The sequence below is a fragment of the Nocardia sp. NPDC058658 genome, assembly GCF_042716665.1.
GTDB lineage: Bacteria > Actinomycetota > Actinomycetes > Mycobacteriales > Mycobacteriaceae > Nocardia.
This window is the reverse complement of the sequence record NZ_JBHXRR010000006.1, coordinates 201,246-224,621: the sequence shown is the minus strand read 5'-3', so window position 1 is coordinate 224,621 and position 23,376 is coordinate 201,246. Positions and strand designations below refer to the sequence as shown.

Sequence of the window (23,376 nt, the reverse complement as noted above, 5' to 3'; positions counted from 1 at the left end):
CGAGGGCCCCGATGAAGTCAGCACAGACGCGCTACAGCGCGCAGGGGACACAGAATCGAGGAACCATGAAGAACGCAGTTCGGATGAGCGCACTGATCGCCGTCGCCGCGGCAATGGTCGCAGGATGCACTGACGAGAGTGGTTCGGGCACAAGCACATCGACCTCACGTTCGACGGCCGCGTCGTCGACGGTGCGCACCTCGGCGCCGGTGGTCGAGCCGCCCAGCGCGATCGAGCCCGCCCCGCAACCCGGCGCCACCACCGCACCGGAGGTCGAAACCCCGTCGGCCACTGTGGTTCCCGAGGTTATCCCGGTACCCGACGCCACTGCCGCTCCCGCTCCCGCTCCCGCGAACAACATCAGCGGCCCGGGACGCTGCATCGACACGGGTTCGACCGGTGTGCAGAACGCGCTCGCGAGCCTGCCCGGTAGCTGGGTCGCCGGTCAGGCCTCCGCCAATGAGCCGGGCATGTGTGGTGAGCTGCTGTGGGTGCGCGCCATCGGCGGCAATTCGGCCGGAGCTCCGATTCACGTGCTGTTCTTCCACGACGGGAAGTACTTGGGCACAGGAACTTCCGAGCCGTACGCCTTCACCACGGTGACGGGTTCGAACCTCACCTCCGCGACCGTGCAGTACCGCTGGTTGGCCGGTGACGAACCCTTTGCCGCGCCCCAGGGTGGTCCTGCCACGATCACCTACTCGTGGAACGGTTCGAATGTGGTGATGAGCGGTCCGCTGCCAACGGAAGTCACCCAGCCGCACCGCTGATCCACGCCTGAACGACTCGCCCATTCACGTTGCGTGAGTGGGCGACTCGTGTGTCAGCCAGTCGGAGTAGGCGTCGTCGGAAGCTGATGTCGGAGTCGGCGCGGTTCAGGGAAAAGATCAGCGCTCCGGGTGCAGCACGAGCACCGTGATCTCGCTCGGCGCGAACACCCGCAGTTGCGGACCCCAGAAGCCGGTGCCGCGGCTGGTGTAGAGCTGGGTGTTGTTCGCGTGTCGGCTCAGACCGGCGACCACCGGCTGATCGAGGCGGACGAGATAGTGGAACGGCCAGATCTGGCCGCCGTGGGTGTGGCCCGAGATCTGCAACGCAACGCCCGCCGCGGCACTGTCGAGGATCTGTTTGGGCTGGTGGGCCAGCAGGATCACCGGCACGTCGGGGGCGCCGGTCAGCGCGGCGGGTAGGTCGGGGCCGTGACCGGGCAGGCCGACGCCGGTCGGGTCGTCGATGCCCGCGATGACGAGGCGGTCGCCGTCGCGGGTGAGGACGCTGTGCTGGTTGTGCAGCGGCTGCCAGCCGAGCGAGGCCATGTAGTCGATCCAGCCCTGCGCGTCACCGAAATACTCGTGATTGCCGGTGATGTAGAACCGGCCCAGCGGGGCTTCGACCTTGCCGAGTGGATCGACTTGCGCCTGGCGCTTCGCGACCGAACCGTCGGCGAGATCACCTGCATGACAAGCGATATCGGGTCGCTGGGCGTTGACCACCTCGACCACACGCTCCGACCACCGCTGCCGGTTCAGCGCCGCGTAATGGGTGTCGGTGACGACCACGACACGCAACCCGTCCAGGCCCTCGGCCAACCCGCGAATCGCGACATCGACCGTCCGCACCCGCGGCACCCGCCGCGCCTCGTACACACCCCACCCGATCAGCACCGCCGACGTGACCAGCACCCCGACCGCCACGATCTGCGCGCCATCGACCCCGGCCACCGCCAGCGCGCCCCGCGCGAACACCCCGATCACCGACCAGGAGAACACCACCCACACGACCCCGAGCAGGGTGTCGCCGACGATCACCGCCGGGTCGGACTGCGCGGGCCCGTGCCCGAGAAACATCGCCAGCGGCAGGCACACCGCGCCCGCCACGCAGATCGCCGTCCCGATCCAGAACAGCGCCCCGCTGCCACCGGTCGGTGCCGAGACCAGCGTCCACCACGGCAACCCGAACATCAGCGCGGGGACCAGCAACAACATCATCAGGCGTACGGCGAACTTCACAGCGGTCCCGTTCTGGGCAGGGCGGCCGGGCGCGGCCACGAATCGACTTCCAGCGTAGCGCTCGGTCCGCAGCGACCATGTCCTAGAACCCGCGGACCTCGGCTGATGAGGCAGAGCTGTCGGTCGCTGGAACGAAGCGGTCTGTCTCACTACACAATTCGATACGCCGCAGAAGTCAGGGGCGCGCTATGCTGCCCGGCAGGCCCCGTTCGCAGGTTTCCGACCGCAGCGGGTGGAGTGGGGACGCGGCGTGGCCGCATTTAGCGAAAGGTCTGAACACCGATCATGCGTGGCGTAATTGTGGGAGGGGCGCACCAGCGCCGACACCGATCCGGGCTGTTGCGACGGGCCATGGCCGGTGCCGTGGTGGCGGTGCTGCCGTTCGGTGCGACGATGGCGCCCGCGGCCGCCGACGCCGACCCGTCCGCCATCGACTTCCGGGTCGAGACCTCGATGGGCGAGATCAACACCAGGATCATCCGCGCGGCCGACGGCAACACCGATCGGGTGGTCTACCTGCTCGACGGCGAACGCGCCGAGGACGACCTCAACGGCTGGGAAAAGCACACCGATATCCCCGCGAAGATGGCGAAATTCAACATCAACGTGGTGATGCCGGTCGGCGGGCAGTCCAGCTTCTACGCCGACTGGGAGCAGCCGAGCAGCTTCAACGGCGTCAACCCCGACGGGTCGATGCTGCCCAGCGCGGACTCCGGCTCGGCCATCGGCGGCTGGGAGGACACCCAGGGCAAGACCACCAAATACATGTGGGAAACCTTCATCACCGAGACCCTGCCCGAAGCCATGAAGTCCCGGCTCGGCTTCAGCTCGACCCGCAACGGCGTGGTCGGCCTGTCCAGCGGCGGCAGCGCGGCCATGCTGATGGCGGCCTACCACCCCGAACAGTTCACCTACGCGGGCTCGCTCTCGGGCTACCTGCACATGTCGATGCCCGGCATGCGTGAGGCGCTCGGCGGGGCGATGATCGCCAGCGGCGGCTACAACATCGAAGCGATGGCACCCGCGGGCAGCGAGAAGTGGAAGCGCATGGACCCCTACGGGTTCGTCGAAAAGCTGATCGCCAACAACACCCGCCTCTACGTCTCCGCAGGCAGCGCCAAGCCCGCCGACCAGGACCTGTCCTCGATCGACGCGATCACCCAGGGCATGCCCCTCGAAGCGATCGCCCTCGCCAACACACGCTCGTTCGAAAAGCGCGTCACCGCACTGGGTTACGAGAACGTCAGCTACGACTTCCCCGACATCGGCATCCACAACTGGGGCACCTGGGAACAGGTAGCCATCCGCCTGATGCCGGACATGGCCCGCAACATCGGCAAGCCGCTGCCCGCCGGCGCGGCACCCCCCGGCGGCGGCGCCCCGCCCGCCGACGGTCCCCCGGCCGGTGGACCGCCCGCCGGTGGCGAACCGCCGAAATAATCTGTGCCCCAACCGAACCACCGCCCTGCTGGTCGGCGGTTCAACGTCAGCGGAAGCCCGCGCAGTCACAGGGCTCGGTGAACAGGACGACTTTGACGAAGAAGGAGTCATCTTCGCCGAGCCCACCGATGGGGACCTCGTGGGTGTCGGTGATTCTTCGGTCGCCACATTTCCCGAGCGCGTGTGCGGGCAATGAGTGCCCGCACACGCACATGGAGGACGTGCTATTTCCGCGTTCGGAAGAAGGGTCTCGCCATCCGGTGCGGAGTTCGGTATCGCCGTAGGTCGCGGACTTCGTCGCCGTCTGGGGGATATGGAGATCGACGCGCACGGTGTGGCTCGTAGTTCGGATCTTCGCCTGCCGGTATCGGCCGGTGGCGACCAGTTCGGCCGCCTTACGGTCGAGCACGACCTTGTCGCGGACAAATGCGCCGTCGGCGGTGAGCGCGGTAAGCAGGTCGACCATGTCGTGTCCCAGGGTGGGCGCGATCGTGTCTATCGAGATGTGCGACCGAAAGTAGCCAGTGATCCGGTCGGCACTGATCGGAAGAGCTGTTGTGTACCTTGCTCGTCGGATCTCGGTCTTCGGGCGCCGACGCGCCTGCACCGTTACCTCGAACGTAGCCGACATCTCGTGTGGTTGGCCGCCCCTCAGGGCATTACGCTGCTTCACCGCTTACTCCCCCCTGGGTGCTTGAACTGAGAATACTTGCGCCGCAGAGGGTGTCCACCGTTGCGGGATGGGGCGAGCGCTGGATACATTGATTCCGTTGACCGATCTCATCGGCACTTTCGAAATCAGCGTCGGCATGGAGCCTGTGGGCGACGCCTACGGTGGCCTCGTCCCCCTGTTCGTCCGGTTCGAGTCAGCGATGGGACATTTTCACGGATACTCGCCCCTCACCGTGGGGCAGAAGACTCCCGTACTTGCCTGCAATTGCGGGGCTTTGGGCTGCTGGCCGCTGCTGATGCGCATAACCGTGACCGGCAACCTTGTCCTGTGGGATCACTTCGAACAGCCGCATCGCATCGCTCGTGACTGCGCCGCATTCGGTCCATTTCTGTTCGACCGCAATCCGTACGACAACGCTGTCCAGGGTCTCGACCTCCGTTGGCCGACAAGCGAACTGGCACTTCGGTAGGTTGGAGTCGTGACCAAGCTGCGAGACCTGCAACACCGGGTGGTGACGACCGGGCAACGGTACATCGGTAACCCGATCCTGGGTCGGCTACCGATTCAGACCTTGCTCGAAACAACGGGGCGTAAGAGTGGTCAGCCGCGGATCACGCCGATCGGCGGCCGTCGAAGCGGCAATTCGTTCTGGCTCGTTTCCGAGTTCGGCGAGAAGTCCCAATACATCCGAAACATTCAGGTGGACAACCGTGTTCGGCTGCGAATTCGTGGTCGGTGGTACTCCGGCAGCGCTCACTTGGTGCCCGACGACGATGCGCGAGCTCGGCTGCGCGAGCTGCCGCGGGCCAACAGTGCCGTTGTCCGAGCGTTCGGTACTGACCTGCTGACCGTCCGCATCGATTTGGACTGAGCTGGGCGCTCGTGCCACTGTGCTGCCGATGAGTGAGTGTCGATGCCGAACCGGATGGCGGACACTGCTTTTCAGCGGGCGCTGGGCCCGTCGGTGGCGTAGTCGGCAACGACGTGCTGAGGTTGCAAGGGCCGCCAGGTCACCGGTATCTGGCGCATCAGTAGCGCACAGTCGAGTTCCGCGCTGCCCGGCGGGAACCGGTCCGGGTCGTCGAAGCACTCTGGCTAAGTAGCGAACAAGGACCGCGTCGACAAGATCAGCTGTCATACCGCGGCCTGACGAGGGCGCGCTTCGTCAGGGGAATGCTCGAGCGGTGAATATCGCCGGTATCGGCCAAACCCTTGCCGCGCTGCATGGTCCGATTCCATGCAGGGGTGTGGCCGTAGCTGACGTAACAGGCTACCGAACGCATGTTCGAGACTGCACACTGTAGTCATGCATGATGAGCAGGGTGGCTGGGCCGGCCTCGGTCGGGCGGCATGGACCGAACCAGGGCAGATACGCGCACGTCTGGAAGCGGGTGCCGACCCCGATGTCCTACTGCATGGCCAGCGGAGACCGTTGGACATGGCCGCCGAGAGCGGGTCTGCGGAGGTGGTGGCGGAGGTGGCGTCGCGGGTGGGTGATGTCGACGCGATGGCGTGGGGCCGTACCGCGTTGTGGCGTGCGGTGTATGCCAACCGTCACGACAACGCCCGCGCGTTGCTGGCTGCTGGCGCTGATCCGGCGCGACCGATGATGGCGGGCTGGTCCCCGGCAAGGCTGAGCCTGGCTGGGCAGCATCCGCTGGTCACCGGCGCGTTGTCGGCCTCCGAACAGGCCGCGGTCGAGGAAAGACGCCAGCTGACCACGGCACTGGGCACGCCATGGATCGACGGGATGAGCCTGGTCTGTGTCGCGGGCATCGACGCGGCCGAGGCTGTCCGCCGGTTGGACGCCGAGGTCGTGCCTGCGGAATCGGTGACCCCGGACGACATGGCGAGCTGGCCCCTGTCCGCTGACACCGAGTTGACGATGTGGGCGACCGACGTGCCCGGCGGCTGCGCGATCGCCCAACCCTGGTCCTACATCGCCTCGATGCCAGGCATCTCCACCCGACTGTCTCCCGGCACGAAATGCTATGGGATGTACTTCAACCCGAAGAGCGGCTGCCAGGGCAGCACCAGCGTCGACGGCGCGCGCACCGGCTCGGATATAAGTCCCGCCCTCCCCCCGTCCGACGATGATTCCGCCGAGGACATCCTCACCTCGTACCTGTATCAGCGCGACGTCCTCGCCTACTGCTGCGCGTGGGCCGGATTGCGCCCGCGCGACGCGCGCGCCTTCGCCGGACCACCGGACATGTGGTTCCGTGTGCCCGACGGCGACCATCGGTACCGACCCTGACCGCTCGGATGAGCGAACCAGTGGCCGCAGGATGTTCCCAGCCGTGGGGCGCGCGGCCGCGAACATCCGCTTCTGCCGATGCCCGAGGATGCTCAGCCGCTCCATGCGCGGGGTGACGCAACGTGGGTTGGCTAAGAACGACTATCGATGCAGTCGAATCGGACGGGCCGGGAATGTGTGCCTCGGCCTTCGTCCTGTTCGCGCCGGTGTTTGTGGAACGCGGCACCCGATTCCGGATCGAGGACGACGAACTCGTGCTCGTCCGCCCTTCTGGCAGAAGTGAGCGATATACCGGCGAGCGGCAGATGCGTCGGTACTCCTACCGATTGCTGTGAACTTGTTCCAACGTGGTGGCCCGCCATGGAATGTTTGGACATGCTGGGTCGACGAGCCCCCGTATTCGGGGGCTCTCGAAATCGGCTGCCCGAATGTACGGTTTTGCCATGATCTTCCGGACCGTGCGCATCAGTATCGCTGCTATTGCCCTGACCACGGGCCTTGTCACCGCGGCCGGCGCAGCCTCCGCGGAAACGCCTGGCACGGGCAGTAGTTCGATCGGCACCGGTTCCGCCGATGTGGCGCAGAACCTCATCGAGTCGTTCGCCTGCGCCGTGGGCGCCATGTCTTGTCCCATCGTCATCCCTCAGTGACCGGGCGCACAACACCCCACCCTCCTCGGTAGGCATCAGCGTTCCGACCCAGCTCTGACGAGGTGCAGCCTCGCGTGGAACCCGGTGAATCCATCGTGGCTCCGTCGCATGGCCGAGTGATAGTATTCGAACGAATCGAAACTAATTGCGAAACGTTCGGCTGAGGAGGTGTCATGACCACGCAACCGCTGGAAGAGCGCACATTCCTGCCCGATGACGGTGCGCTGTTGGCGCCCGTGATGAGCTTTCTCGAAGCGCACGAGCGCCGTTGGGGTGCCGCCGCGAAACCGAGTTACGCGTTGGTCGGAACCGATGAGGGTGACCGAATCGAGCTACCGGCCGATGTTCATCAAGCCTTGAAGCAGGTGGTCGCGGCACTGCTCGCGGGCCGGGCGGTCACCATCGCACCCCACAGCATGACCCTGACGTCGCAGCAGGCCGCCGACCTGCTCGGGGTGAGCCGGCCGACGGTGAAGCGGCTCATCGAGAAGAACGAATTGCCCGCCGAGCGGATAGGCACCCGCCACCGCCTGAAGTTGGACGATGTTCTTGACTACCGCGAGGCCCGTCGGCGCCGTCAGTACGACGCACTGGCAGAAACCGCGGTGGATATCTCGATCGAGGAAGATCCCGCCGACGTAGACCGCCACCTGCGCGAGGCACGGCGATTGGCAGCAGAACGGTACCGGGGTAAGCGCAACAGCTGAGGGGGATCGGTGTTCGCGGTACTGCTCGACACGTGTGTTCTCTGGCCCAGTCTGCAACGCGACTTTCTGCTGTCGCTCGCGGTCGAAGGGTTGTACCGGCCGCTGTGGTCGGAGCGAATCCTGTTGGAGTTGGAGCTGAGTGAACAGGCCAAACTCGTCGGCCGCGGCGACGACGAACTGTCAGCAGCTTCGCGTGCCCGCAAGTTGATCGAGGTTCTCGAATCGAGGTTCGACGACGCACTGGTCATGAATTGGGAGCCCCTCGATGGATCGTTCGGGCTACCCGACTCGAATGACGAACATGTCGCGGCAGCAGCTGTCGTTGGTGGCGCCGGGGCGATCGTGACCGACAACCTGCGCGACTTTCCCAAAGATCTTCTGCCAGAAGGACTCTGTGTGCGGTCTGCGGCGCAGTTCGCCGCTGACACTGTTGCAGTATCACCGGAAACCGCCTTGCTGGCGCTGCGGACAATGTTGCGTCGATACCGAAATCCGGTTGTCACAACGGATGAAGCCCTGAAAATTCTCGCATCGCGGTATCGCATGAATGAAGCTGTTGAGCTCCTGAGCGCAATTCGCTGACCGCTGTTGTGCCGGAAGTGGGCTGTCGAGTGGCTGCAGTGCTGGTCGTCCGACCCTGGTTAAGGGCAATCGGGTCGGACGACCGCGGACGGGTGTCGAGTGAGGCGGCCGCATTAGTTGGTTTTGATCGGGCTTTCGTTCGTTGTGCCCCAGTGGGTTTCGGTGTGGGTGGTGATTTCTGCTGGGGGAGCGGCGACTGTGCGGGTCAGGCGTTGGAGTTCGCCCCAGTCTCGGGTCCAGTCGTTGGTCAGGTAGGTGGGGATGGTGCGGGATTGCATGAGCATGGTGGTCCAGCCGAGGGGGCCGCCGCCGGTTTCGCCCTGCCAGGTTTCGGAGACCTGGGAGTTGAGTTTGTCCGGCTGGATGCGCCAGATCGGCATTTCGGCTACGCCGTTTCGGTGGTTGAACGGGCGTTGGCAGGGGAAGGCCAGGCCTACATGCCAATCCGTGAGGATGGGGTCGGTGGTGCCGACGACAGTGTTCAGGGTCGACATTTTGGGTAGGCGGGGTGGGGTGATCGCGAGCCACTGCATGGGGTCGGGCTCGCTGGTGTCGGCGATGAGGCGAACTGCTTTGGTGCCGGTGGGGATTCGGTCGAGTCCGATCGGCAGATTGCGCCAGCCTGGTGCTCCACCGACTGTCGGCGGTGCCAATTCACCTAGGAGGGTGGAGGTTCCGTCCTCGGCATGGCGGGCGAACTCCACTCGCAATCGCTGGCCGGGCATGCGTGAACCGTCGGGCGCGGTGGACTCGATTCGTCCGGCCACTGTCAGAACCAGCACTCTGTGAGCTGGATTCTGGTGGGCAGCAGCGAGATCCAAGCGATACCACTGGGTTGTCAGTTGGGTGCGTTGCGGTTCGCCGGTTGAATAGCTTCCGAGCACAGGTGTCCGCTCCGGAGCGAGTCCGAACGGCAATGCCACTGTGCTGCCGTTCACGCCAGGGACAGCGGGACCGGGGGCTCCCGGCGGGCCGGTGTTGGGACCGCCCGACGGCGCTCCGGTGGAACCGCCCGGTGCCGACCCGTTCGCACTGCCTGGTGAGCTGCCGCCGGGTGCCGACCCGTTCGTACCGCCCGGTGCCGCACCGCCAGTAGCTGAGCCGCCGGGAGCTGAGCCGCCGGGACCACCTGGTGCAGGGCCTGGTCCACCGGGCGCGCCACCTCCACCCGGTGCAGGGCCCGAACCTGACGGCGGGGCCGATGATTGGCCGGGTCCGGGATCGGGAGCGAGACTTCCGACGCCATTCGGGGTGAAGCCGGTGTTCTCGGCGGCCAACCCCTCGGCGACGGTTCCGTTGATCGGGGCGAGCAACGAGTCCGCGGTGTTGGTCTCGACAAGAACCTCGTCAGCCATTGCGCACTGATCCCCGGCCAGCGCACGCAGATTCGACAGTCCGACGGAGTAGGCCGGATACTGCGAAATACCCGCCACTGCCAGCGATCCCACTTCGAACAGCACCATGGCTGCCGCAGCGATCGTCAGTGGCGCAACCGCCGGGATCCTGCGAGACGGTGCGCTGCGTCGGCGATCAACGCGATCAGCAGAGTGGACAGCGCCTCCGCTGCGGATTTCGCCGTCGATTCCATCGCTGCCGCCGACCGGCTCGGCACGGGTGTCCCCGGCGGTAGCGGTGTTCGCCACGGGCGCCGAGTAGTACTGGAAGAGGGCCGCGAGTAGGGCCATCGCTGTTGCAGCGAGGAAGACTGTCGATACCTCGATGCCGCCGATGGACGGAGCGCGGTCGGGCCAGGGGACTCCGTAGCCCGAGACGTACCACCAACCGTTGGAGCCGGTGAAGCTCACGGCGAGCAGGAACAGGACTGCGGCGGCGAACAGGGTTCGGAGGTAGTTGGTGCGGGTGAGGGCTACGGCGGTGATCGCGGCGAGGGCGGCGGCCAGGCCCGCGTAGACGCCGAAGTGGTGGGTCCACTTGGTGGGGGTGAACATCATCAGGAGCAGGGCCATGAAGACGACGGCGAGGATGCGGGTCACCGGGCCTCGGGCGGTGGTGGGGATGCGGCCGTGGCGCAGGGTCACGATGATGCCGACGATGAGGCACAGCAGCATGGCGAGGATGCCGAATCGGCGGGCGAGGGAGCCGTCGGGGTTGACCGAGAGCAGGGAATCCCAGCGGGTGCGTTCCTCGAACCAGGACATGTCGGGGCCGACGAGTTGGCGGACGCGGGTGGCTTCCATGACGGTCGAGAAGGTTTGGTCGGCGAAGACGACGACCAGCACGAGGGTGCCCGCGGCGACGATCGGGACCAGGAGCGCGGCGTACCGCAGGAGCCTGGACTTGCCGCCCGAATCGGGGGTGGCACGGGCGACAATTGTCCGCAGCACCGGACGTGAACCCGCCAATAGTGCTGCCACGCAGATCAATCCGGTGGGGCCGGCTGCGAGGGAGAATGCGGCGATCAGTACCGCAACGGCGGCGGGCAGCAGGCGGCGGGTGGCGATCGCCCGTTCCATCGAGCACCAGGTGAGCAGGGCGCCGACCGCGATGAGGGGTTCGGGGCGCAGGCCGTTGTTGTAGGGCAGCCAGATCGACAGGAACACCAGTGCCGCTGTCCAGCGGGCCACGCGGCTGGCTCGCACACCGGAACCCAAGCGCGGCAGCACTTCCCGGCTGAGCACCAGCCAGCACACGAACCCGGCGAGCAGCGCGGGCAGCCGCATCCACAGACCGGTCTCGCTGACCCGAGTCATCTGCGCGAGCACCTCGTACGGCCACCCGAACGGGGCTTCGGCGACCTGGAACCACCGGTAGTAGTTGGCGGTATAACCGGCCTCCTTCGAGGCTCGCGCCATCGTCAGGATGTAGCCGTCGTCAGAACTGTTGGCGCCGATCACATGCCAGACCGCCAATGTGCTCGCGACCGCCGCGTCGATGCCGGTGAATCGCCACCAGCGGGCAGGCAGTACGCGCCGCGCTCGTCGACCGTCGCGAGTATCGCTGCGGTGCAGGCAGATCAGCGCGAGGAGCGTGCACAGCACGGCCCCGATGATCGCCGCCAGCTTCCAGCCGCTCGGACTCGACGAGAACCGCGCGTCGATCTCGGCATGCAGGCGCGCATCGCCCATCCGCCCGCGATCCAGTTCGGTGTAGACCCCGACCACCTGCGGTCGCACATCAGCGTCCACCGTCGTCTTCATCGGCGAGCCGTCCGCCCGCTTCAAGCCGGTGAGCTCTGCAGTCGTGCTCGACGCCGTCGAAACGACCGTCAACGCACCGCATGCCGCCGGCTGCACGTTCCCGGGCGCAGCGCCGGGCCCGCCACTCGGACCGGCAGGCGGACTGGTGCCCGGTCCCGCCGAATTCGACGGTGGCGCGCCGTTGGGTCCGCTCGGCGGTGGGCTGCCCGATGGGGGAGCGCTGCCCGGAGGCGGCGACCCCGGAGGCTGACCGGCACCTGGAATCCCGGAGTTCGGTCCGGCGCTGGCAGAAGTGGGAGGCCCGGCGTTCGGCGGAGCGCTTCCCTCGGCGGGACCGCCGGGTGGGGGGACGCTGCCGGTCGCCGGTGGGACAGTTCCAGGGGGTGGGGTCTGCCCGTCAGTGGCGGGAGCCGGGGCGCCGCCCTGTGCCTGGCCCCCCGCGATCTCCGCGATCGACGCACGCAGCAACAACTTGTCCCGCAGCACAACCGACAGCGTCCGCCCAGCTCCCGGCCGGTCCTCGATCCGCGCGACCAGGCCCTTCGACCCCGCTCGCGGCGCCTGCGCGGGAACCGTGGCCAGCACGGTCCCGCCGCTCATGTCGCGCAGAGCAGTGCACGGAATGCTCACGTCGAGCGACAACGGCACGTACCCCACGAGCGGAGCGCTGACCTGCATCGACTGCGGTTGCGGCCAATCCAGACTCGCGCGTGTCTGCTGAACCGGCAGCAACGGAGTCGCCACCGCCAGCACTACACCCAGCGCCCCCGCCGCGATCCCGATTTTCCGCATTCGGCCGAAGCCGGAAGAATCTCCACCCACAAGCGATGATGCTAGCCATGGTGGTGCGCTTCAGCGCGGGCGGCGCAGTTCGGTCACAGCGATGCGGGCCGCTTCACCGATCGCGGCGTCGACCGCAGGCAGCATCGGGTCGGCGCGGGCCGCCCGGGTGAAAACCGCTACCGCTACCGGTGTTTCGCCGGGGAACTCGATCACGGCGACTTCGTTGCGGATCACGCCGATGGTGCCGGTCTTCCCCGCCACGAGGACTCCGCGATGCGGGAAGGCGGCGGCGATGCGGTGCTGCCAGACCTGTTTGCCCATCACGGTGCGCGCGAATTCCGAACCGGCCGTGGACAATATGTCGCCCGACCACAACTTCCACAGGAAGCGGGTCATCTCCTCGGGTGTCGTCGCGCTCGCGTAGGAGGGGTCGTACGCGGCGACTGTCCACGCCTCGTCATTGTCGGCCAATGCGGCGAAAGCCTCTGCGGTGGTGTGGGTATCGGTGTCACGCACCAGCCTGCGGTGCTGGTCGGCGGTGCCGCCGATGATGCGGGTGTCGGTGAGGCCGAGTTCGTCGACGAGTTCGCTCACCGCAGCGAGACCGACCTCGCCGAGGAGGACGTCGGCGGCGGCATTGTCGGACACGGTCATCATCGACGTCGCCAGGTCGCGGCGGCTCAGCGTGACCGGATCATGCAGTGCCGCAATGCCGGTCGGGCCGGGCGTGCAGTCGGCGGGATCGATGGTGAGGAGACCGGCGGGATCGATCTGTCCCCGGTCGACCTGACGCAAGAACGCCGCGAACAACACCAGTTTGTACACCGACGCGAACACCACTCGGTCGTGTCCACCGACGGAAACCTCGCCGGGTGACCCGTCACACCTGCGAGCATGCAACCAGCCGGCGCAACCCGCGTCCGCGAACACCGCTCGGATTCGCGAGGCCGCTGCTTCCGGAACGCTCGAACCCTCCGAGATCGTCGCGGTGGAGCCGCCCGGTCCGATGTCGGCCAGGTCCGGCCTACTGGGGCGCGCATCGCCCGAGCTCGAGCCGGGGACGGGTCGGCCGCCCGTTCTCGCCGCATCGAAGGTGCTCATCGCAGTCGCTCGCGATAGAGCACCCGATCCACCGCATCGGCATGTGCCGCGGCATCCGGACGGCGAATCACCCTGACCCGCACCGCAATCGACTGTGGAGCCAGCGTCAGCCAGGCCACTCCCGGTGTGGGGGTCGGCGGGGTGGCTGTCACGCCGAAGCTCGTTCCGGCAGCGACTGCCGCCAGCACCGCTCGATCGTCGGACGCCGCGAGTGGTGGTGCGTCCAGCCCGCGTTCGCGCAGCAGATCGACGATGCTGTCGAAGGCGGGCGGGTTCGCCGCGCGGGGTGGGTGCGCGAAATACAGCCCGGCGAGCATCGGGAACGTCGGGCGCTCGGTGGTGGTCGTGCGGTGATCGGCGGGCACCACCAACCAACGCGGCAACTTCAGCACCGGTCCGGCCTCGACACCGTCGACCAGCGCCGGATGTTCGATCACCGCCACATCGCACACGCCCGTCCGCACCTCGGTGACCAGGTCGACGGTCGTGCCGAGCGTTGTCGCCACACTGCCACCCGCGGCGCGCAGGCCGGTCACGCAGGCGGTGACCAGGCGGTCGGGGAGCGCGCTGGTCGCCGCGAAGCGCACGGTGCCGCTGAGCTGGGCGATCCGCTGGGATTCGGCGAGCAGGCGGTCGGCGTCGTCGACGAGCAACCGGGCGCGCGGCAGCAGGTGCTTGCCCGCGGTGGTGAGCAGCGCACCCTGGCTGGTGCGGCGGATCAGTTCGACGTCGAGGTGCTGTTCGAGGCGGCGCAAACCCTGCGACAGGGGTGGTTGGGTCATGTCAAGCGCCGCTGCCGCCCGCCCGAAGTGGCCCTCGTCCGCGACGGAGACGAAGAACCGGAGGTGGCGGATCAGATCCATATCGGCCATTGAACCAGCGCGTTTGCCGCGACTTGGACAATCGGCCATTACGAGGCCGCGTCGATAGGCTTTCGGATGAGATTTACCGGTACCTACCTGTGGTTATATCGAGTTCGACTCGTTCAGGGTGCTGTCCGATATTGGCCCCGAACCGGCCGATGATGATGTTGTGCAGCGGTGACCCCCACCGCACCGAAGCCCCTCCTGCGAACCCGGATCGCCGCCCTCGTGCTCGCGGCCTCGGCCGTGACTTTCACCGCCTGCGCGAGCGGCGACGTCGAACCGGCACCGAGTACATCGACAACCGCTTCCGTCACACCACTATTCGCCGATCTGGAGGCGAAATATGGTGCTCGACTTGGTCTCGCGGTCGTCGACACCGGCAATGGGACGACCGTCGACTACCGCGAAGGCGAGCGCTTCGCGATGGGATCGACCTTCAAGGGCTTGGCGTGTGGCGCACTCCTGCAGGCACATCCACTGTCCACGGGCTATTTCGACCAGGTCATCCACTACACGTCCGCCGACATCGTGGTGAATTCCCCCGAGACGGAGAAACACGTCGACACCGGCATGACCGTCTCCACGATCTGCCACGCCGCGATCACCGTCTCGGACAACACCGCGGGCAACCTCGTCCTCCGGCAACTCGGCGGCCCCGAGGGCCTCACAACTTTCCTGCGTACGCTCGGCGACTCCGTCACCCGCCTCGACCGCTGGGAACCCGAACTCAACACCGCCGTCCCCGGCGACGAACGCGACACCACCACCGCCGCCGCACTGGCCGCCGACTACCGCGCCCTCGTCCTCGGCACCGCCCTCGCCGCCCCCGAACGCGCCCAACTCACCGACTGGCTCCTCGCCGGCGCCACCGGCGCCAAACGCATCAAAGCGGGCCTGCCCGCCGACTGGAAAGTCGGCGACAAAACCGGCACCCCCTCCTACGGCTCCGCCCTCGACGTAGCCATCGCCTGGCCCCCGGGCCGCCAACCCCTGGTCCTCGCGGTCCTGACCACCAAACCCGACCAGAACGCGGAACCCTCCAACGACCTCGTAGCCGAGGCAACGAGGGCCGCAGTCGGCGCACTCCGGTAACCGACCCCGGCAGGTACCTACTCTGTGTCCGGGCCGTCTTCGTCCGACGAACCCGTCTCGTCCAGGATCTCGACCCACGCACGAAGCTGCTGTTCCTCTTCAGGGGAGTTCGCGATCGCCTCCCATACGTCGGCAGTTCGCTGAATTCTCATGGGTATCGCTCCTCGCTGATGCGCCAGCCCGTGGTGACCGACTGCGTGCAGCGTTGTGGTTCATCACCGGCCCCGATGAACAGTGCTGTCAGCATGGGGATTCCGTAGTTCAGTGCTGCGGGTGGCAGGGGGCCGGTGGCGACGAGGCCGGCCAGACCGTGGCCGATGGTCCAGCTCTGGGTTGCCAGGTCCAGTGGATCGACATCGGCGCGGAACCGGTCATCGGACTTGGCCGATTGCACGGCGGTGACCAGGCGATCCAGGGTCGCATCGGCGGCTGCGGCGTCTTCGAGGTCGACGCCGGCGTCGAACATCACCCGGTAGAGGTCGGGGTTGGTCAGGGCGTTGGACAGGTAGGCGCTGCCGAGGGCGGCCAGGTCATGGACGGGGTCGTCGGTGGTCGGCACCTCGGTCAGGCGGGTGGCGAGCCGGGTGAAACCTTCCTGGCGGACCGCGCGCCACAGGCCGTCGATGCCGTCGAAGTAGGTGTAGACGGCCATGGTCGACACCTCGGTGCCCGCCACCAGGCCACGCAGCGTGACCGGTTGGCGCTCGCGCAGCAGTTGCGCCGCTCGGTCGATCAGCATCGAACGTACCGCGAGATTCTTCGTCCTGGCCATAGCGCAAGATTACATAACAGCGTTATGCTATTCGACATGACTGTAGAACTGATGAATCCGGACGGGCTCCCGAAGCCGGACGTATACCGGCAGCTCTCGATCGCGACGGGCTCTCGGCTGGTCTTCCTGGCCGGGCAGGTCGCCCGCGACGCCGACGGAAACCGGGTCGGCACAGACGATTTCGCCGCCCAGGTGGAGCAGGCATACCTCAATGTCGCCACCGCGCTCGCGGCCGTCGGCGGTTCGTTCGACGATGTCGCGAAGCTGACGATCTACGTCGTGGACTGGGGTCCGGAGAAGTTCCCGCTGCTCGGCGAGGGGGTGGCGCGGGCGGCGGCGAAATTGGGGGTCGATCCGGTCAAGCCGATCACGCTGATCGGGGTCGCCGCGCTCGGGGAGCCGGATCTGCTCGTCGAGGTCGAGGCGACGGCCGTGCTCGACTGAGACATCCAGTGTCGGCCGCTGTCGAGGGAATATCCTGATGGTGGGGTGCTCGGGCGGTGGCGCCTAGAATGTTCTCACCTTGATCGAACGGAAAACCCTTGCGCCTACGCTGGATTGCCGCGCCCGTCGCCGCCGTAGCCGCGCTGGCGGTAGTGGCGTTCGGTGTGCGCGACACCGAGCCTGCTTGGTCGAGTGCCTGGGCCACCGCTGTCCAGTACCCCATCTACCAGAACTGGTCCGCGATGGGATTCTCCGATCAGACTGTGCGGCAGGTGGTTCGGCTGTCGCAAGACGGGCCGCAGGTCAGAATTCGGCTGTCGAATCGCTACGGTGAGTACCCGTTGCCGGTCGCGGCGGCGACGGTGGCACGGAGTGCGGGTGGCGCGGCCGTTGTCCCGGAATCGGTGCGGGCGTTGACCGTTGGTGGGGAGACCGCTTTCGTGGCGGCGCCAGGTGCCGAAATAGTCACCGACGCAGTGGAATCCGTAGGGCCACTGATGGCGATAACGCTCTACTTCACCTATCCCACCGGCCCCGCGAGTCAGCACGGACAGGCGCAGGCGACCTCGTACCGGGCGACCGGAGATCATGTCGCGGACCCTTCGGCAACGGACTTCACCGAAGAATCGCAGTCCTGGTACTACCTGGCGGGCGTCGAGACGCTCCGGGCCGGCGAAGGTGACGTCACTGTGGCTTTCGGGGATTCGATCACCGAGGGTTTCCGCTCCACTCCCGACTCCGACCAGCGCTATCCCGACCTACTCGCGGCAGCCGGTTTTCACGGCCCGGTGGTCAACGCCGGAGCAGGCGGCAACAGACTGATCGCCGACTCGACCGTCCTCGGTGACAATGCCATCGCTCGTTTCCGCCGTGACGTGCTCGACCAACCGGGTGTCGGCACCGCCGTCGTCCTGATCGGCATCAACGACATCGGGCTCGCGGGCAACCCGGGCCCGGACGGCATCGTCTTCCCGCCGGTGTCGAAAGAACAACTCATCGACGGGTACCGCGACTTGATCGCCCAGGCGCGCGCGGCGCGGGTGCGCATCATCGGCGCGACGATCCTGCCCTTCGCCGGGTCGTCGTTCTTCTCGCCGGAGAAGGAGCGGCTTCGTACCGAGGTGAACACTTGGATACGCGAGGCGGGCGCCTTCGACAAGGTGGTCGATCTCGAACTGGCGCTCGCCGCACCGAACGATCGCACCCGCCTCGCCGACGCCTTCGACAGCGGTGATCACCTGCACCCCAACGATTCCGGCTACCGTGCGATCGCGACGGCCATCGCACCCGCGCTGGCCGCGTGATCACCGTCTCGCCGCGGCCGTCACGACCAGGCTCGTTACTGACCCGTACCCCAACGGCCGGTGAACCCTGATCGGTCGAGTGGCAGGTAGGGCGGGGGCTCGATATGCTCGACTTCATCTTCGGAACAGGCTGCCTTGCTGCGTGTTTGAGAGTCCACTGATGGCTGGGGGCGTGTGAGTACTGCGGAAGTGCAGACGGTAGCCGAACCGGCGGAGTCCGGTGACAACGCTGGATCCGTGGTGCTCGGCGCCGGGGTGGCGGTGGTGGCGATCGCCGCTGTGACCGCGGTGTTCGCGCCGCAGTCGATCGGAATCCCGGTGCTGGCCGCCGCCCTCGCCGCGGCGCTGATCGGTTGTCCCGCAGTCTGGTACGCGCTGCGTCAACGCACGCGGGCGCGCGCGAGTCAGGCCGCCGCGCAGCGAGCCGAACAGCAATTGGCTACCACCGTCGCCGAGGCGACCGCACGCCTGGCCGAGGCCGACGAACACACCGCCGCGTATGCGTGGGAAGCCCAGGAGAATTCGCGCCGTGGTGCGGCCGCACTGGCCGCGTTCGCCGGTGCTGCGGGCCGCATCCAGGCGATGACCACCTCGATGCTGGCCGAGCTGCGGGAGATGGAACACCGCCACGCCGACCCGAGGGTGCTCACCGACCTGCTTCACATCGACCACCGCACCGCCCAGGCGGGCCGCCTCGCCGACAGCATCGCGGTCCTGTCCGGCGCGCGCACCGGCCGTCGCTGGGCGAAACCGATTGCGATGGAATCGATTCTGCGCGGCGCGATGGGTCGGGTGGCCGGGTATCAGCGCGTGCGGCTGCGCGCGATCGCCGAGATCGGTGTCGCCGGACATGCCGCCGAGGGCGTGATGCACACACTGGCCGAACTGCTCGACAACGCGTGCAACTTCTCCCCGCCCACCACCGAGGTGCACGTCTACGCCGCGGAAGTGCCTGCGGGCGTGGTGATCACGATCGAGGACAGCGGTCTGATCATGAGCGACTCCGCGCTGCGTCGCGCCGAGGCCGCCGTCTCCGGACGCGATCACCAGGGCAAGGGCGCCGACCTGGCCACGCTGTCGGGCACCCGCCTCGGGCTCGCCGTTGTCGGGCATCTGGCGCGCAAACACGAACTCACCGTGTCGTATCGGCCGTCGGCGATCGGCGGCACCGCGGTGGTCGTTGTCATCCCTCGGGAGCTCACCGCTCGGGCCGAACGTCGCAGTCGTCCGGCGATCACGGCGCCCCGCGTCGCCGAATCCACGACGCTGAGCCAGTTCGACAGTCCGATTCCCCGCAGAACAGCTACCGGCACCATGGATTCCGGTGCGGATACGGGCGCCTTGGATGCCGTCGAGCCCCTCGGCCAACACTCACGACCGGAATCGAACGGCGCCACGCCCTCGCTGCCGAAACGTCGCCGGGGCGACACCCTCGCCCAGGTTCACCCGGAAGGCCTCAGCAGCGCCCCCGCCACCACCGCACGACCGGCCGAACCCACTGCGCTTGGCGCCTTTCAGCGCTCCGCGCCGGGCCGCAACCTCACCAGCTACGAAACCGGCAGCACCAGCTATGAAACCGGCAGCGCCGCCGCACCCGCCGACCAACTGGAGGACCGATGACCACAACCGCCCCCACCAACCTCGGCTGGCTGCTCGAGAAGCTGCTCGCCCGCACCCCGCGCGCCAGGCACGCCCTGCTGCTCTCGGGTGACGGGCTGAAGATCTGCCACACACCGGAACTCGACATCGACCGCGCCGATCAGCTGGCCGCGATCGCCGCCGGGTTCCAGAGTCTTTCGCACGGGGCCTCCGTCGAGTTCGGTGACGGGCGTGGCGGAGTTCGCCAGTCGATGACCGAGTTCTACGGCGGCATCCTGTTCGTGGTCGAGGCGGGACGCGGCGCGCACTTAGCGGTGGTGGCCGCCGAGGACGCCGACGCGGGCCTGGTCGGGCACACGATGCACGAGCTGGTCGAACAGCTCGGCGAGCACCTGGCGGCCCAGCCACGCCGCGGAGCGATCGAGTGATCAGGGCAGGTCGCGACGACGATCCCGACCGCTTTTACACCCTGACGGGCGGCCGCGCGCCCATGACCGAGGACTTCGACCTGGTCACCCTGGTGGTGAGCGAGTCGGCGCCGAGTGCGGGCATGTCGTCGGAACAGGTCGCGGTGCTCGACATGTGCCGGGCGCCGACCGCGGTCGTGGAGATCGCGGCCGAGCTGCGCCTGCCCGTCGGTGTCGCGACGGTTGTGCTGTCGGATCTGCTCGCAGCGGGCAAGATCACCGTGCGCCCACCGCTGTCGGCGGCGATGTCGCTGGACGCTTCCACCCTCGAGAAGGTGCTCGTTGGACTTCGCAAGCTCTGAGAACGTGCCGGAGCGGGCCAGCGCCCCGCTGCACAGCACGGCACAGCACGGGCTGAAAATCGTGATCATCGGCGGATTCGGCGTCGGTAAAACGACATTGGTGCGTTCGGTGAGCGAGATCAGGCCACTCGACACCGAGGCCATCATGACCGACGTGAGCGCGGACGTCGACGACACCAGTGAGGTGCCGGGCAAGTCGACCACCACCGTCGCCTTCGACTTCGGGCGTATCACCCTCGATGCCGAACATGTGCTGTATCTGTTCGGTGCCCCTGGGCAGCAACGGTTCTGGTTCCTGTGGGACCGGCTGTTCGCGGGCGCGCTCGGTGCGATCGTGCTGGTGGACCAGCGCCGGATCAGTGACTCCTGGTACGCGATCGACCGGCTCGAACATCAGGGCACACCGTTCGTGGTGGCCTGCAACGACTTCGGTGGCTCCCACGCGCCCGACGAAGTGCGTGGTGCACTCGATCTGGATCCGGCCGTGCCGCTGGTGATGTGTGACGCGCGCTCGCGCGAATCGAGCAAGCAGGTGCTGATCACTCTGGTCGAGCACCTGTATTCCGCTGTCTCGCAGGGAGAAACCGTCTCATGAGCACACCCACCGGCGCCTGCCCGATCACCGGCGCGGTGCCGTTGAGCGGCCCGGAATTCCACATCGAACCGCACGAGGTCTATCGGCGGATGCGCCGCGATCACGGGCCCGTGGTGCACGTGGAGCTGCCCGGCGGGTTCCCGGCCTGGCTGATCATCGGCTACCGCGAACTGCACCAGGTGACCAGCGATCCGCTGCTGTTCCCGCGCGATGTGTCGCTGTGGAACCAGTGGGGGCGGGTGCCGGAGGACTGGCCGCTGCTGCCGATGGTCGGGCGACCCATGCCCTCGATCTACTTCACCGCGGGCGCCGAACATCGCCGACACCTGGCGATGGTGGAACCGGCTCTCGACGCGGTCGACCACTTCGAATTGCGCAGGGCCTGTGAGGAAATCGCGGACCGCCTCATCGACGGGTTCTGCGGTCGCGGGACTGCCGACCTGATGGCGGAATTCGCGGTGAAGCTGCCGGTGCTGGCGCTGTCGCGCATCCTCGGCATGCCCGACGCCGACGCCGACGACCTCGCTCTGGTGATCAAGATGCTCGCCGACGGCGGCGCCGACGCTCAGGCCGGGCACGCTCGTTTCGCCGAGCACATGGCGCGCCTGCTGGCGACCAAGAAGGCCCGTCCCGGTGGGGATCTGGTGTCGCTGATGCTGGCCGATCCCGAGCCGTTCACCGACGAGGAATACATGATGGACCTGATGGCGATCACCGCCGCGGGCCATCTGCCCACCGCCGACTGGCTGGGCACGTCGATGCGGTTGATGCTCACCGACGACCGTTTCGCCAACGCCCTCGGCGGTGGTCGACGCAGCGTCGGCGAGGCCATGAGCGAAGTCCTCTGGGAAGAGGGCCCGACCTCGATCCTGGCCGGTCGGTGGGCCGCGCGCGATACTCGCCTGGGCGACAAGACGATTCGTGCCGGTGACATGCTGCTGCTCGGACTCGCCGCGGCCAATCTCGATCCGCATGTGCGCCAATCGTTTTCCGAGGGCGGCTCGGTGCCCACCGGCAACAACGCCCACTTCGCGTTCAGTTACGGCGAATACCGCTGCCCGTTCGCGGCGCAGCAGATCGCCGAGATCATCGCCAGGACCGGTATCGAGGTGCTGCTCGACCGGCTCCCGGATATGGACCTGGCAGTACCCGCCGACCAACTCACCCGGCGACCTTCGGCTTTCCTTCGGGGCATGAGCGCACTGCCCGTTCGTTTCACACCAGTTCGACCCGTCGGAGGTTTTTCGTGAGTTCCCAATGCCCCTTTGCCATCGACCCCATGGTCGGTGACCTCAACGGGGAGACCGCCCGACTTCGTGAGCTCGGCCCGATCACCCGGATCGACCTGCTCGGCGTGCCCGCCTGGACCGTCACCGATCACGCGATCGCGCGCCAGTTAACCACCGATCCCCGGCTGGTCAAGGACATCAACGCGTGGTCGCTGTACGCCGACGGCGTGGTGACCACCCAGTGGCCGCTGATCGGGATGGTCCTGGTCGACCGTTCGATGTTCAGCGTCGACGGTGCCGAGCACCGCCGGTTGCGGCTCAAGACCGCCCAGGCGCTGGCCCCGCGCCGGCTGGAGGAGCTGCGGCCGGTGATCGAGCAGCTCACCGCCGACCTGCTCGACGATCTCGAGGCCGCGGGTGTCGACGGCGCGCCGGTCGACCTCAAGGAGGTCTTCGCCTATCCGCTGCCGATGCGGGTGGTCGGGGACCTGATGGGCGTGCGGCGCGAGGATCACCCGATGCTGCTCGACTGGTACAAGAAGTTCTTCTCGGTGATGACCCCGCAGGACGAGCGGCTCGAGGTGATCGGCGGCCTCGATGTGTACTTCACCGACCTGGTCCGGCAGAAGATCGCGAACCCCGCCGATGACCTGACATCGGCGTTCATCACCGCCGACGAGGGCGGCGAGCCGCTCACCGAGGAAGAGGCGATCGGCAATATCAAGGCCCTCGTCGCCGCCGGGCACGAGACCACCGTGAGCCTGATCATCAACACCGTGCGCGCGCTGCTCGCCGAACCCGAGCAGCTGGCGAAAGTCCTTGCGGGCGACGTGGAATGGAAGCAGGTGATCGAGGAGTCGCTGCGCTGGGACGGCCCGGTCTCGCACCTGCTGATGCGTTTCGCCACCGAGGACATCACCGTCGGCGACACCGTGATCGCCAAGGGGGAGGGCGTGGTGATGTCCTACCGTGCCATCGGCCGCGACACCACGGTGCACGGCGAGACCGCCGACGACTTCGACGTGACCCGCTCGACGGCCAACCGCCACTTGGCATTCGGCTACGGCCCGCACATCTGCCCCGGTGCCGCCCTGTCGCGTCTGGAAGCCGCGATCGCGCTGCCCGCGCTGTTCGCCCGCTTCCCGGCGCTGCGACTTGCGGTGCCCGACAGTGAGATCGGCAATCTGCCGGTGCTCACGCAGAACGATCTGGCCGCGTTGCCGATCATCCTGAACTGACTGGCGCGGGGCGGGGGGCCGGCCGCCCAGAGCCCCCCCCCCCCCCCCCAGGCGGCGAAGGAGCCCCCACCCCCCCCCCCGCGCACGCAAAGGAAGGGGTGGGGCCCC

The 23,376-nt window shown here is 67.3% G+C and carries 25 protein-coding genes and 1 pseudogene; 18 read left to right on the top strand and 8 right to left on the bottom strand.

Going from position 1 to position 23,376, the window contains the following annotated elements; all coding sequences use genetic code 11:
* The first annotated feature begins 65 nt into the window (after positions 1-65).
* The gene (locus tag ACFWUP_RS12805; protein WP_379233690.1) at positions 66-770 is read left to right on the top strand and encodes an LppP/LprE family lipoprotein; all 705 of its coding nucleotides are present in this window, start codon (positions 66-68) and stop codon (positions 768-770) included.
* Positions 771-887: 117 nt separating this feature from the next.
* Here the strand turns inward: ACFWUP_RS12805 and ACFWUP_RS12800 are convergent, their stop codons facing one another.
* Positions 888-1,988, bottom strand: coding sequence for a metallophosphoesterase (locus ACFWUP_RS12800; RefSeq protein WP_379233810.1), 1,101 nt, complete (start codon positions 1,986-1,988; stop codon positions 888-890).
* Positions 1,989-2,360: 372 nt separating this feature from the next.
* On the opposite strand from ACFWUP_RS12800, the gene ACFWUP_RS12795 reads away from it, so the two are divergent.
* Positions 2,361-3,449, top strand: a complete 1,089-nt coding sequence (locus ACFWUP_RS12795) for an alpha/beta hydrolase (RefSeq protein WP_379233688.1) — start codon at positions 2,361-2,363, stop codon at positions 3,447-3,449.
* A gap of 46 nt (positions 3,450-3,495) precedes the next feature.
* On the opposite strand, the gene ACFWUP_RS12790 is transcribed toward ACFWUP_RS12795, so the two are convergent.
* Positions 3,496-3,915, bottom strand: a complete 420-nt coding sequence (locus ACFWUP_RS12790; RefSeq protein WP_379233686.1) for a hypothetical protein — start codon at positions 3,913-3,915, stop codon at positions 3,496-3,498.
* A gap of 304 nt (positions 3,916-4,219) precedes the next feature.
* Between ACFWUP_RS12790 and ACFWUP_RS12785 the strand changes: the two genes are divergently transcribed.
* The 6 genes from ACFWUP_RS12785 to ACFWUP_RS12760 all read left to right on the top strand — a co-directional run bounded on the left by ACFWUP_RS12785 (position 4,220) and on the right by ACFWUP_RS12760 (position 8,318).
* On the top strand, positions 4,220-4,591 hold the full coding sequence (locus ACFWUP_RS12785; RefSeq protein ID WP_379233684.1) for a hypothetical protein: 372 nt from the start codon (positions 4,220-4,222) through the stop codon (positions 4,589-4,591).
* Between the two features lie 9 nt (positions 4,592-4,600).
* On the top strand, positions 4,601-4,993 hold the full coding sequence (locus tag ACFWUP_RS12780; RefSeq protein ID WP_379233682.1) for a nitroreductase/quinone reductase family protein: 393 nt from the start codon (positions 4,601-4,603) through the stop codon (positions 4,991-4,993).
* Between the two features lie 435 nt (positions 4,994-5,428).
* Complete coding sequence (locus ACFWUP_RS12775; protein ID WP_379233680.1) at positions 5,429-6,379, top strand: ankyrin repeat domain-containing protein; 951 nt, start codon at positions 5,429-5,431, stop codon at positions 6,377-6,379.
* A 443-nt stretch (positions 6,380-6,822) separates the two neighbouring features.
* Positions 6,823-7,029: a hypothetical protein gene (locus ACFWUP_RS12770; protein WP_379233678.1), complete on the top strand. Its 207-nt coding sequence runs from the start codon at positions 6,823-6,825 to the stop codon at positions 7,027-7,029.
* A gap of 173 nt (positions 7,030-7,202) precedes the next feature.
* The gene (locus tag ACFWUP_RS12765; protein ID WP_379233676.1) at positions 7,203-7,736 is read left to right on the top strand and encodes a helix-turn-helix domain-containing protein; all 534 of its coding nucleotides are present in this window, start codon (positions 7,203-7,205) and stop codon (positions 7,734-7,736) included.
* A 9-nt stretch (positions 7,737-7,745) separates the two neighbouring features.
* On the top strand, positions 7,746-8,318 hold the full coding sequence (locus tag ACFWUP_RS12760) for a PIN domain-containing protein (RefSeq protein ID WP_379233674.1): 573 nt from the start codon (positions 7,746-7,748) through the stop codon (positions 8,316-8,318).
* A gap of 113 nt (positions 8,319-8,431) precedes the next feature.
* Here the strand turns inward: ACFWUP_RS12760 and ACFWUP_RS12755 are convergent, their stop codons facing one another.
* The gene (locus tag ACFWUP_RS12755) at positions 8,432-11,572 is read right to left on the bottom strand and encodes an arabinosyltransferase domain-containing protein (protein ID WP_379233808.1); all 3,141 of its coding nucleotides are present in this window, start codon (positions 11,570-11,572) and stop codon (positions 8,432-8,434) included.
* Here ACFWUP_RS12755 and ACFWUP_RS12750 point away from each other — a divergent pair.
* A complete protein-coding gene (locus ACFWUP_RS12750; RefSeq protein WP_379233816.1) occupies positions 11,505-11,726 on the top strand; it encodes a hypothetical protein in 222 nt (73 codons plus the stop codon). The genes ACFWUP_RS12755 and ACFWUP_RS12750 overlap by 68 nt on opposite strands.
* A gap of 194 nt (positions 11,727-11,920) precedes the next feature.
* Here the strand turns inward: ACFWUP_RS12750 and ACFWUP_RS12745 are convergent.
* From ACFWUP_RS12745 to ACFWUP_RS12735, 3 genes and pseudogenes are all read right to left on the bottom strand, one after another.
* Positions 11,921-12,268 (bottom strand): annotated as a pseudogene (locus ACFWUP_RS12745) (arabinosyltransferase); the annotation flags it as partial.
* Between the two features lie 60 nt (positions 12,269-12,328).
* Positions 12,329-13,360 carry a serine hydrolase gene (locus tag ACFWUP_RS12740; protein ID WP_379233673.1) on the bottom strand — a complete coding sequence of 344 codons (1,032 nt, stop codon included), beginning with the start codon at positions 13,358-13,360 and terminating at the stop codon, positions 12,329-12,331.
* A complete protein-coding gene (locus ACFWUP_RS12735; protein ID WP_379233671.1) occupies positions 13,357-14,232 on the bottom strand; it encodes a LysR family transcriptional regulator in 876 nt (291 codons plus the stop codon). The genes ACFWUP_RS12740 and ACFWUP_RS12735 overlap by 4 nt, the downstream gene beginning before the upstream one ends.
* 195 nt (positions 14,233-14,427) lie before the next feature.
* Here ACFWUP_RS12735 and bla point away from each other — a divergent pair, with 195 nt between their 5' ends.
* A complete protein-coding gene (gene bla / locus ACFWUP_RS12730; protein ID WP_379233806.1) occupies positions 14,428-15,318 on the top strand; it encodes a class A beta-lactamase in 891 nt (296 codons plus the stop codon).
* Between the two features lie 17 nt (positions 15,319-15,335).
* On the opposite strand, the gene ACFWUP_RS12725 is transcribed toward bla, so the two are convergent.
* Positions 15,336-15,470 (bottom strand): hypothetical protein, encoded by a 135-nt coding sequence (locus tag ACFWUP_RS12725; protein ID WP_379233669.1) that lies wholly within the window; start codon positions 15,468-15,470, stop codon positions 15,336-15,338.
* A complete protein-coding gene (locus tag ACFWUP_RS12720; RefSeq protein ID WP_379233667.1) occupies positions 15,467-16,090 on the bottom strand; it encodes a TetR/AcrR family transcriptional regulator in 624 nt (207 codons plus the stop codon). The genes ACFWUP_RS12725 and ACFWUP_RS12720 overlap by 4 nt, the downstream gene beginning before the upstream one ends.
* 36 nt (positions 16,091-16,126) lie before the next feature.
* Here ACFWUP_RS12720 and ACFWUP_RS12715 point away from each other — a divergent pair, with 36 nt between their 5' ends.
* The 8 genes from ACFWUP_RS12715 to ACFWUP_RS12680 all read left to right on the top strand — a co-directional run bounded on the left by ACFWUP_RS12715 (position 16,127) and on the right by ACFWUP_RS12680 (position 23,268).
* Positions 16,127-16,534, top strand: coding sequence for a RidA family protein (locus ACFWUP_RS12715; RefSeq protein WP_379233665.1), 408 nt, complete (start codon positions 16,127-16,129; stop codon positions 16,532-16,534).
* 98 nt (positions 16,535-16,632) lie between these two features.
* Positions 16,633-17,838 carry an SGNH/GDSL hydrolase family protein gene (locus tag ACFWUP_RS12710; RefSeq protein ID WP_379233663.1) on the top strand — a complete coding sequence of 402 codons (1,206 nt, stop codon included), beginning with the start codon at positions 16,633-16,635 and terminating at the stop codon, positions 17,836-17,838.
* 174 nt (positions 17,839-18,012) lie between these two features.
* Positions 18,013-19,458 (top strand): sensor histidine kinase, encoded by a 1,446-nt coding sequence (locus ACFWUP_RS12705; RefSeq protein ID WP_379233661.1) that lies wholly within the window; start codon positions 18,013-18,015, stop codon positions 19,456-19,458.
* Complete coding sequence (locus ACFWUP_RS12700) at positions 19,455-19,865, top strand: roadblock/LC7 domain-containing protein (protein ID WP_379233659.1); 411 nt, start codon at positions 19,455-19,457, stop codon at positions 19,863-19,865. Before ACFWUP_RS12705 ends, ACFWUP_RS12700 begins: the two co-directional genes overlap by 4 nt.
* On the top strand, positions 19,862-20,206 hold the full coding sequence (locus ACFWUP_RS12695; RefSeq protein WP_379233657.1) for a DUF742 domain-containing protein: 345 nt from the start codon (positions 19,862-19,864) through the stop codon (positions 20,204-20,206). The genes ACFWUP_RS12700 and ACFWUP_RS12695 overlap by 4 nt, the downstream gene beginning before the upstream one ends.
* Positions 20,187-20,801: an ATP/GTP-binding protein gene (locus ACFWUP_RS12690; protein ID WP_379233656.1), complete on the top strand. Its 615-nt coding sequence runs from the start codon at positions 20,187-20,189 to the stop codon at positions 20,799-20,801. The genes ACFWUP_RS12695 and ACFWUP_RS12690 overlap by 20 nt, the downstream gene beginning before the upstream one ends.
* On the top strand, positions 20,798-22,051 hold the full coding sequence (locus ACFWUP_RS12685) for a cytochrome P450 (RefSeq protein ID WP_379233654.1): 1,254 nt from the start codon (positions 20,798-20,800) through the stop codon (positions 22,049-22,051). The genes ACFWUP_RS12690 and ACFWUP_RS12685 overlap by 4 nt, the downstream gene beginning before the upstream one ends.
* Complete coding sequence (locus tag ACFWUP_RS12680; protein ID WP_379233652.1) at positions 22,048-23,268, top strand: cytochrome P450; 1,221 nt, start codon at positions 22,048-22,050, stop codon at positions 23,266-23,268. The genes ACFWUP_RS12685 and ACFWUP_RS12680 overlap by 4 nt, the downstream gene beginning before the upstream one ends.
* Positions 23,269-23,376: the final 108 nt, after the last annotated feature.

What these genes read in the sequence shown, in the direction of transcription:
- ACFWUP_RS12720 (WP_379233667.1), bottom strand. Translation starts at nt 16,090, where the DNA reads ATGGCCAGGACGAAGAATCTCGCGGTACGTTCGATGCTGATCGACCGA.
- ACFWUP_RS12775 (WP_379233680.1), top strand. Translation starts at nt 5,429, where the DNA reads ATGCATGATGAGCAGGGTGGCTGGGCCGGCCTCGGTCGGGCGGCATGG.
- ACFWUP_RS12740 (WP_379233673.1), bottom strand. Translation starts at nt 13,360, where the DNA reads ATGAGCACCTTCGATGCGGCGAGAACGGGCGGCCGACCCGTCCCCGGC.
- ACFWUP_RS12685 (WP_379233654.1), top strand. Translation starts at nt 20,798, where the DNA reads ATGAGCACACCCACCGGCGCCTGCCCGATCACCGGCGCGGTGCCGTTG.
- ACFWUP_RS12700 (WP_379233659.1), top strand. Translation starts at nt 19,455, where the DNA reads ATGACCACAACCGCCCCCACCAACCTCGGCTGGCTGCTCGAGAAGCTG.
- ACFWUP_RS12790 (WP_379233686.1), bottom strand. Translation starts at nt 3,915, where the DNA reads ATGGTCGACCTGCTTACCGCGCTCACCGCCGACGGCGCATTTGTCCGC.
- ACFWUP_RS12715 (WP_379233665.1), top strand. Translation starts at nt 16,127, where the DNA reads ATGACTGTAGAACTGATGAATCCGGACGGGCTCCCGAAGCCGGACGTA.
- ACFWUP_RS12735 (WP_379233671.1), bottom strand. Translation starts at nt 14,232, where the DNA reads ATGGCCGATATGGATCTGATCCGCCACCTCCGGTTCTTCGTCTCCGTC.
- ACFWUP_RS12800 (WP_379233810.1), bottom strand. Translation starts at nt 1,988, where the DNA reads ATGATGTTGTTGCTGGTCCCCGCGCTGATGTTCGGGTTGCCGTGGTGG.
- ACFWUP_RS12765 (WP_379233676.1), top strand. Translation starts at nt 7,203, where the DNA reads ATGACCACGCAACCGCTGGAAGAGCGCACATTCCTGCCCGATGACGGT.
- ACFWUP_RS12805 (WP_379233690.1), top strand. Translation starts at nt 66, where the DNA reads ATGAAGAACGCAGTTCGGATGAGCGCACTGATCGCCGTCGCCGCGGCA.
- ACFWUP_RS12795 (WP_379233688.1), top strand. Translation starts at nt 2,361, where the DNA reads ATGGCCGGTGCCGTGGTGGCGGTGCTGCCGTTCGGTGCGACGATGGCG.
- ACFWUP_RS12770 (WP_379233678.1), top strand. Translation starts at nt 6,823, where the DNA reads ATGATCTTCCGGACCGTGCGCATCAGTATCGCTGCTATTGCCCTGACC.
- ACFWUP_RS12725 (WP_379233669.1), bottom strand. Translation starts at nt 15,470, where the DNA reads ATGAGAATTCAGCGAACTGCCGACGTATGGGAGGCGATCGCGAACTCC.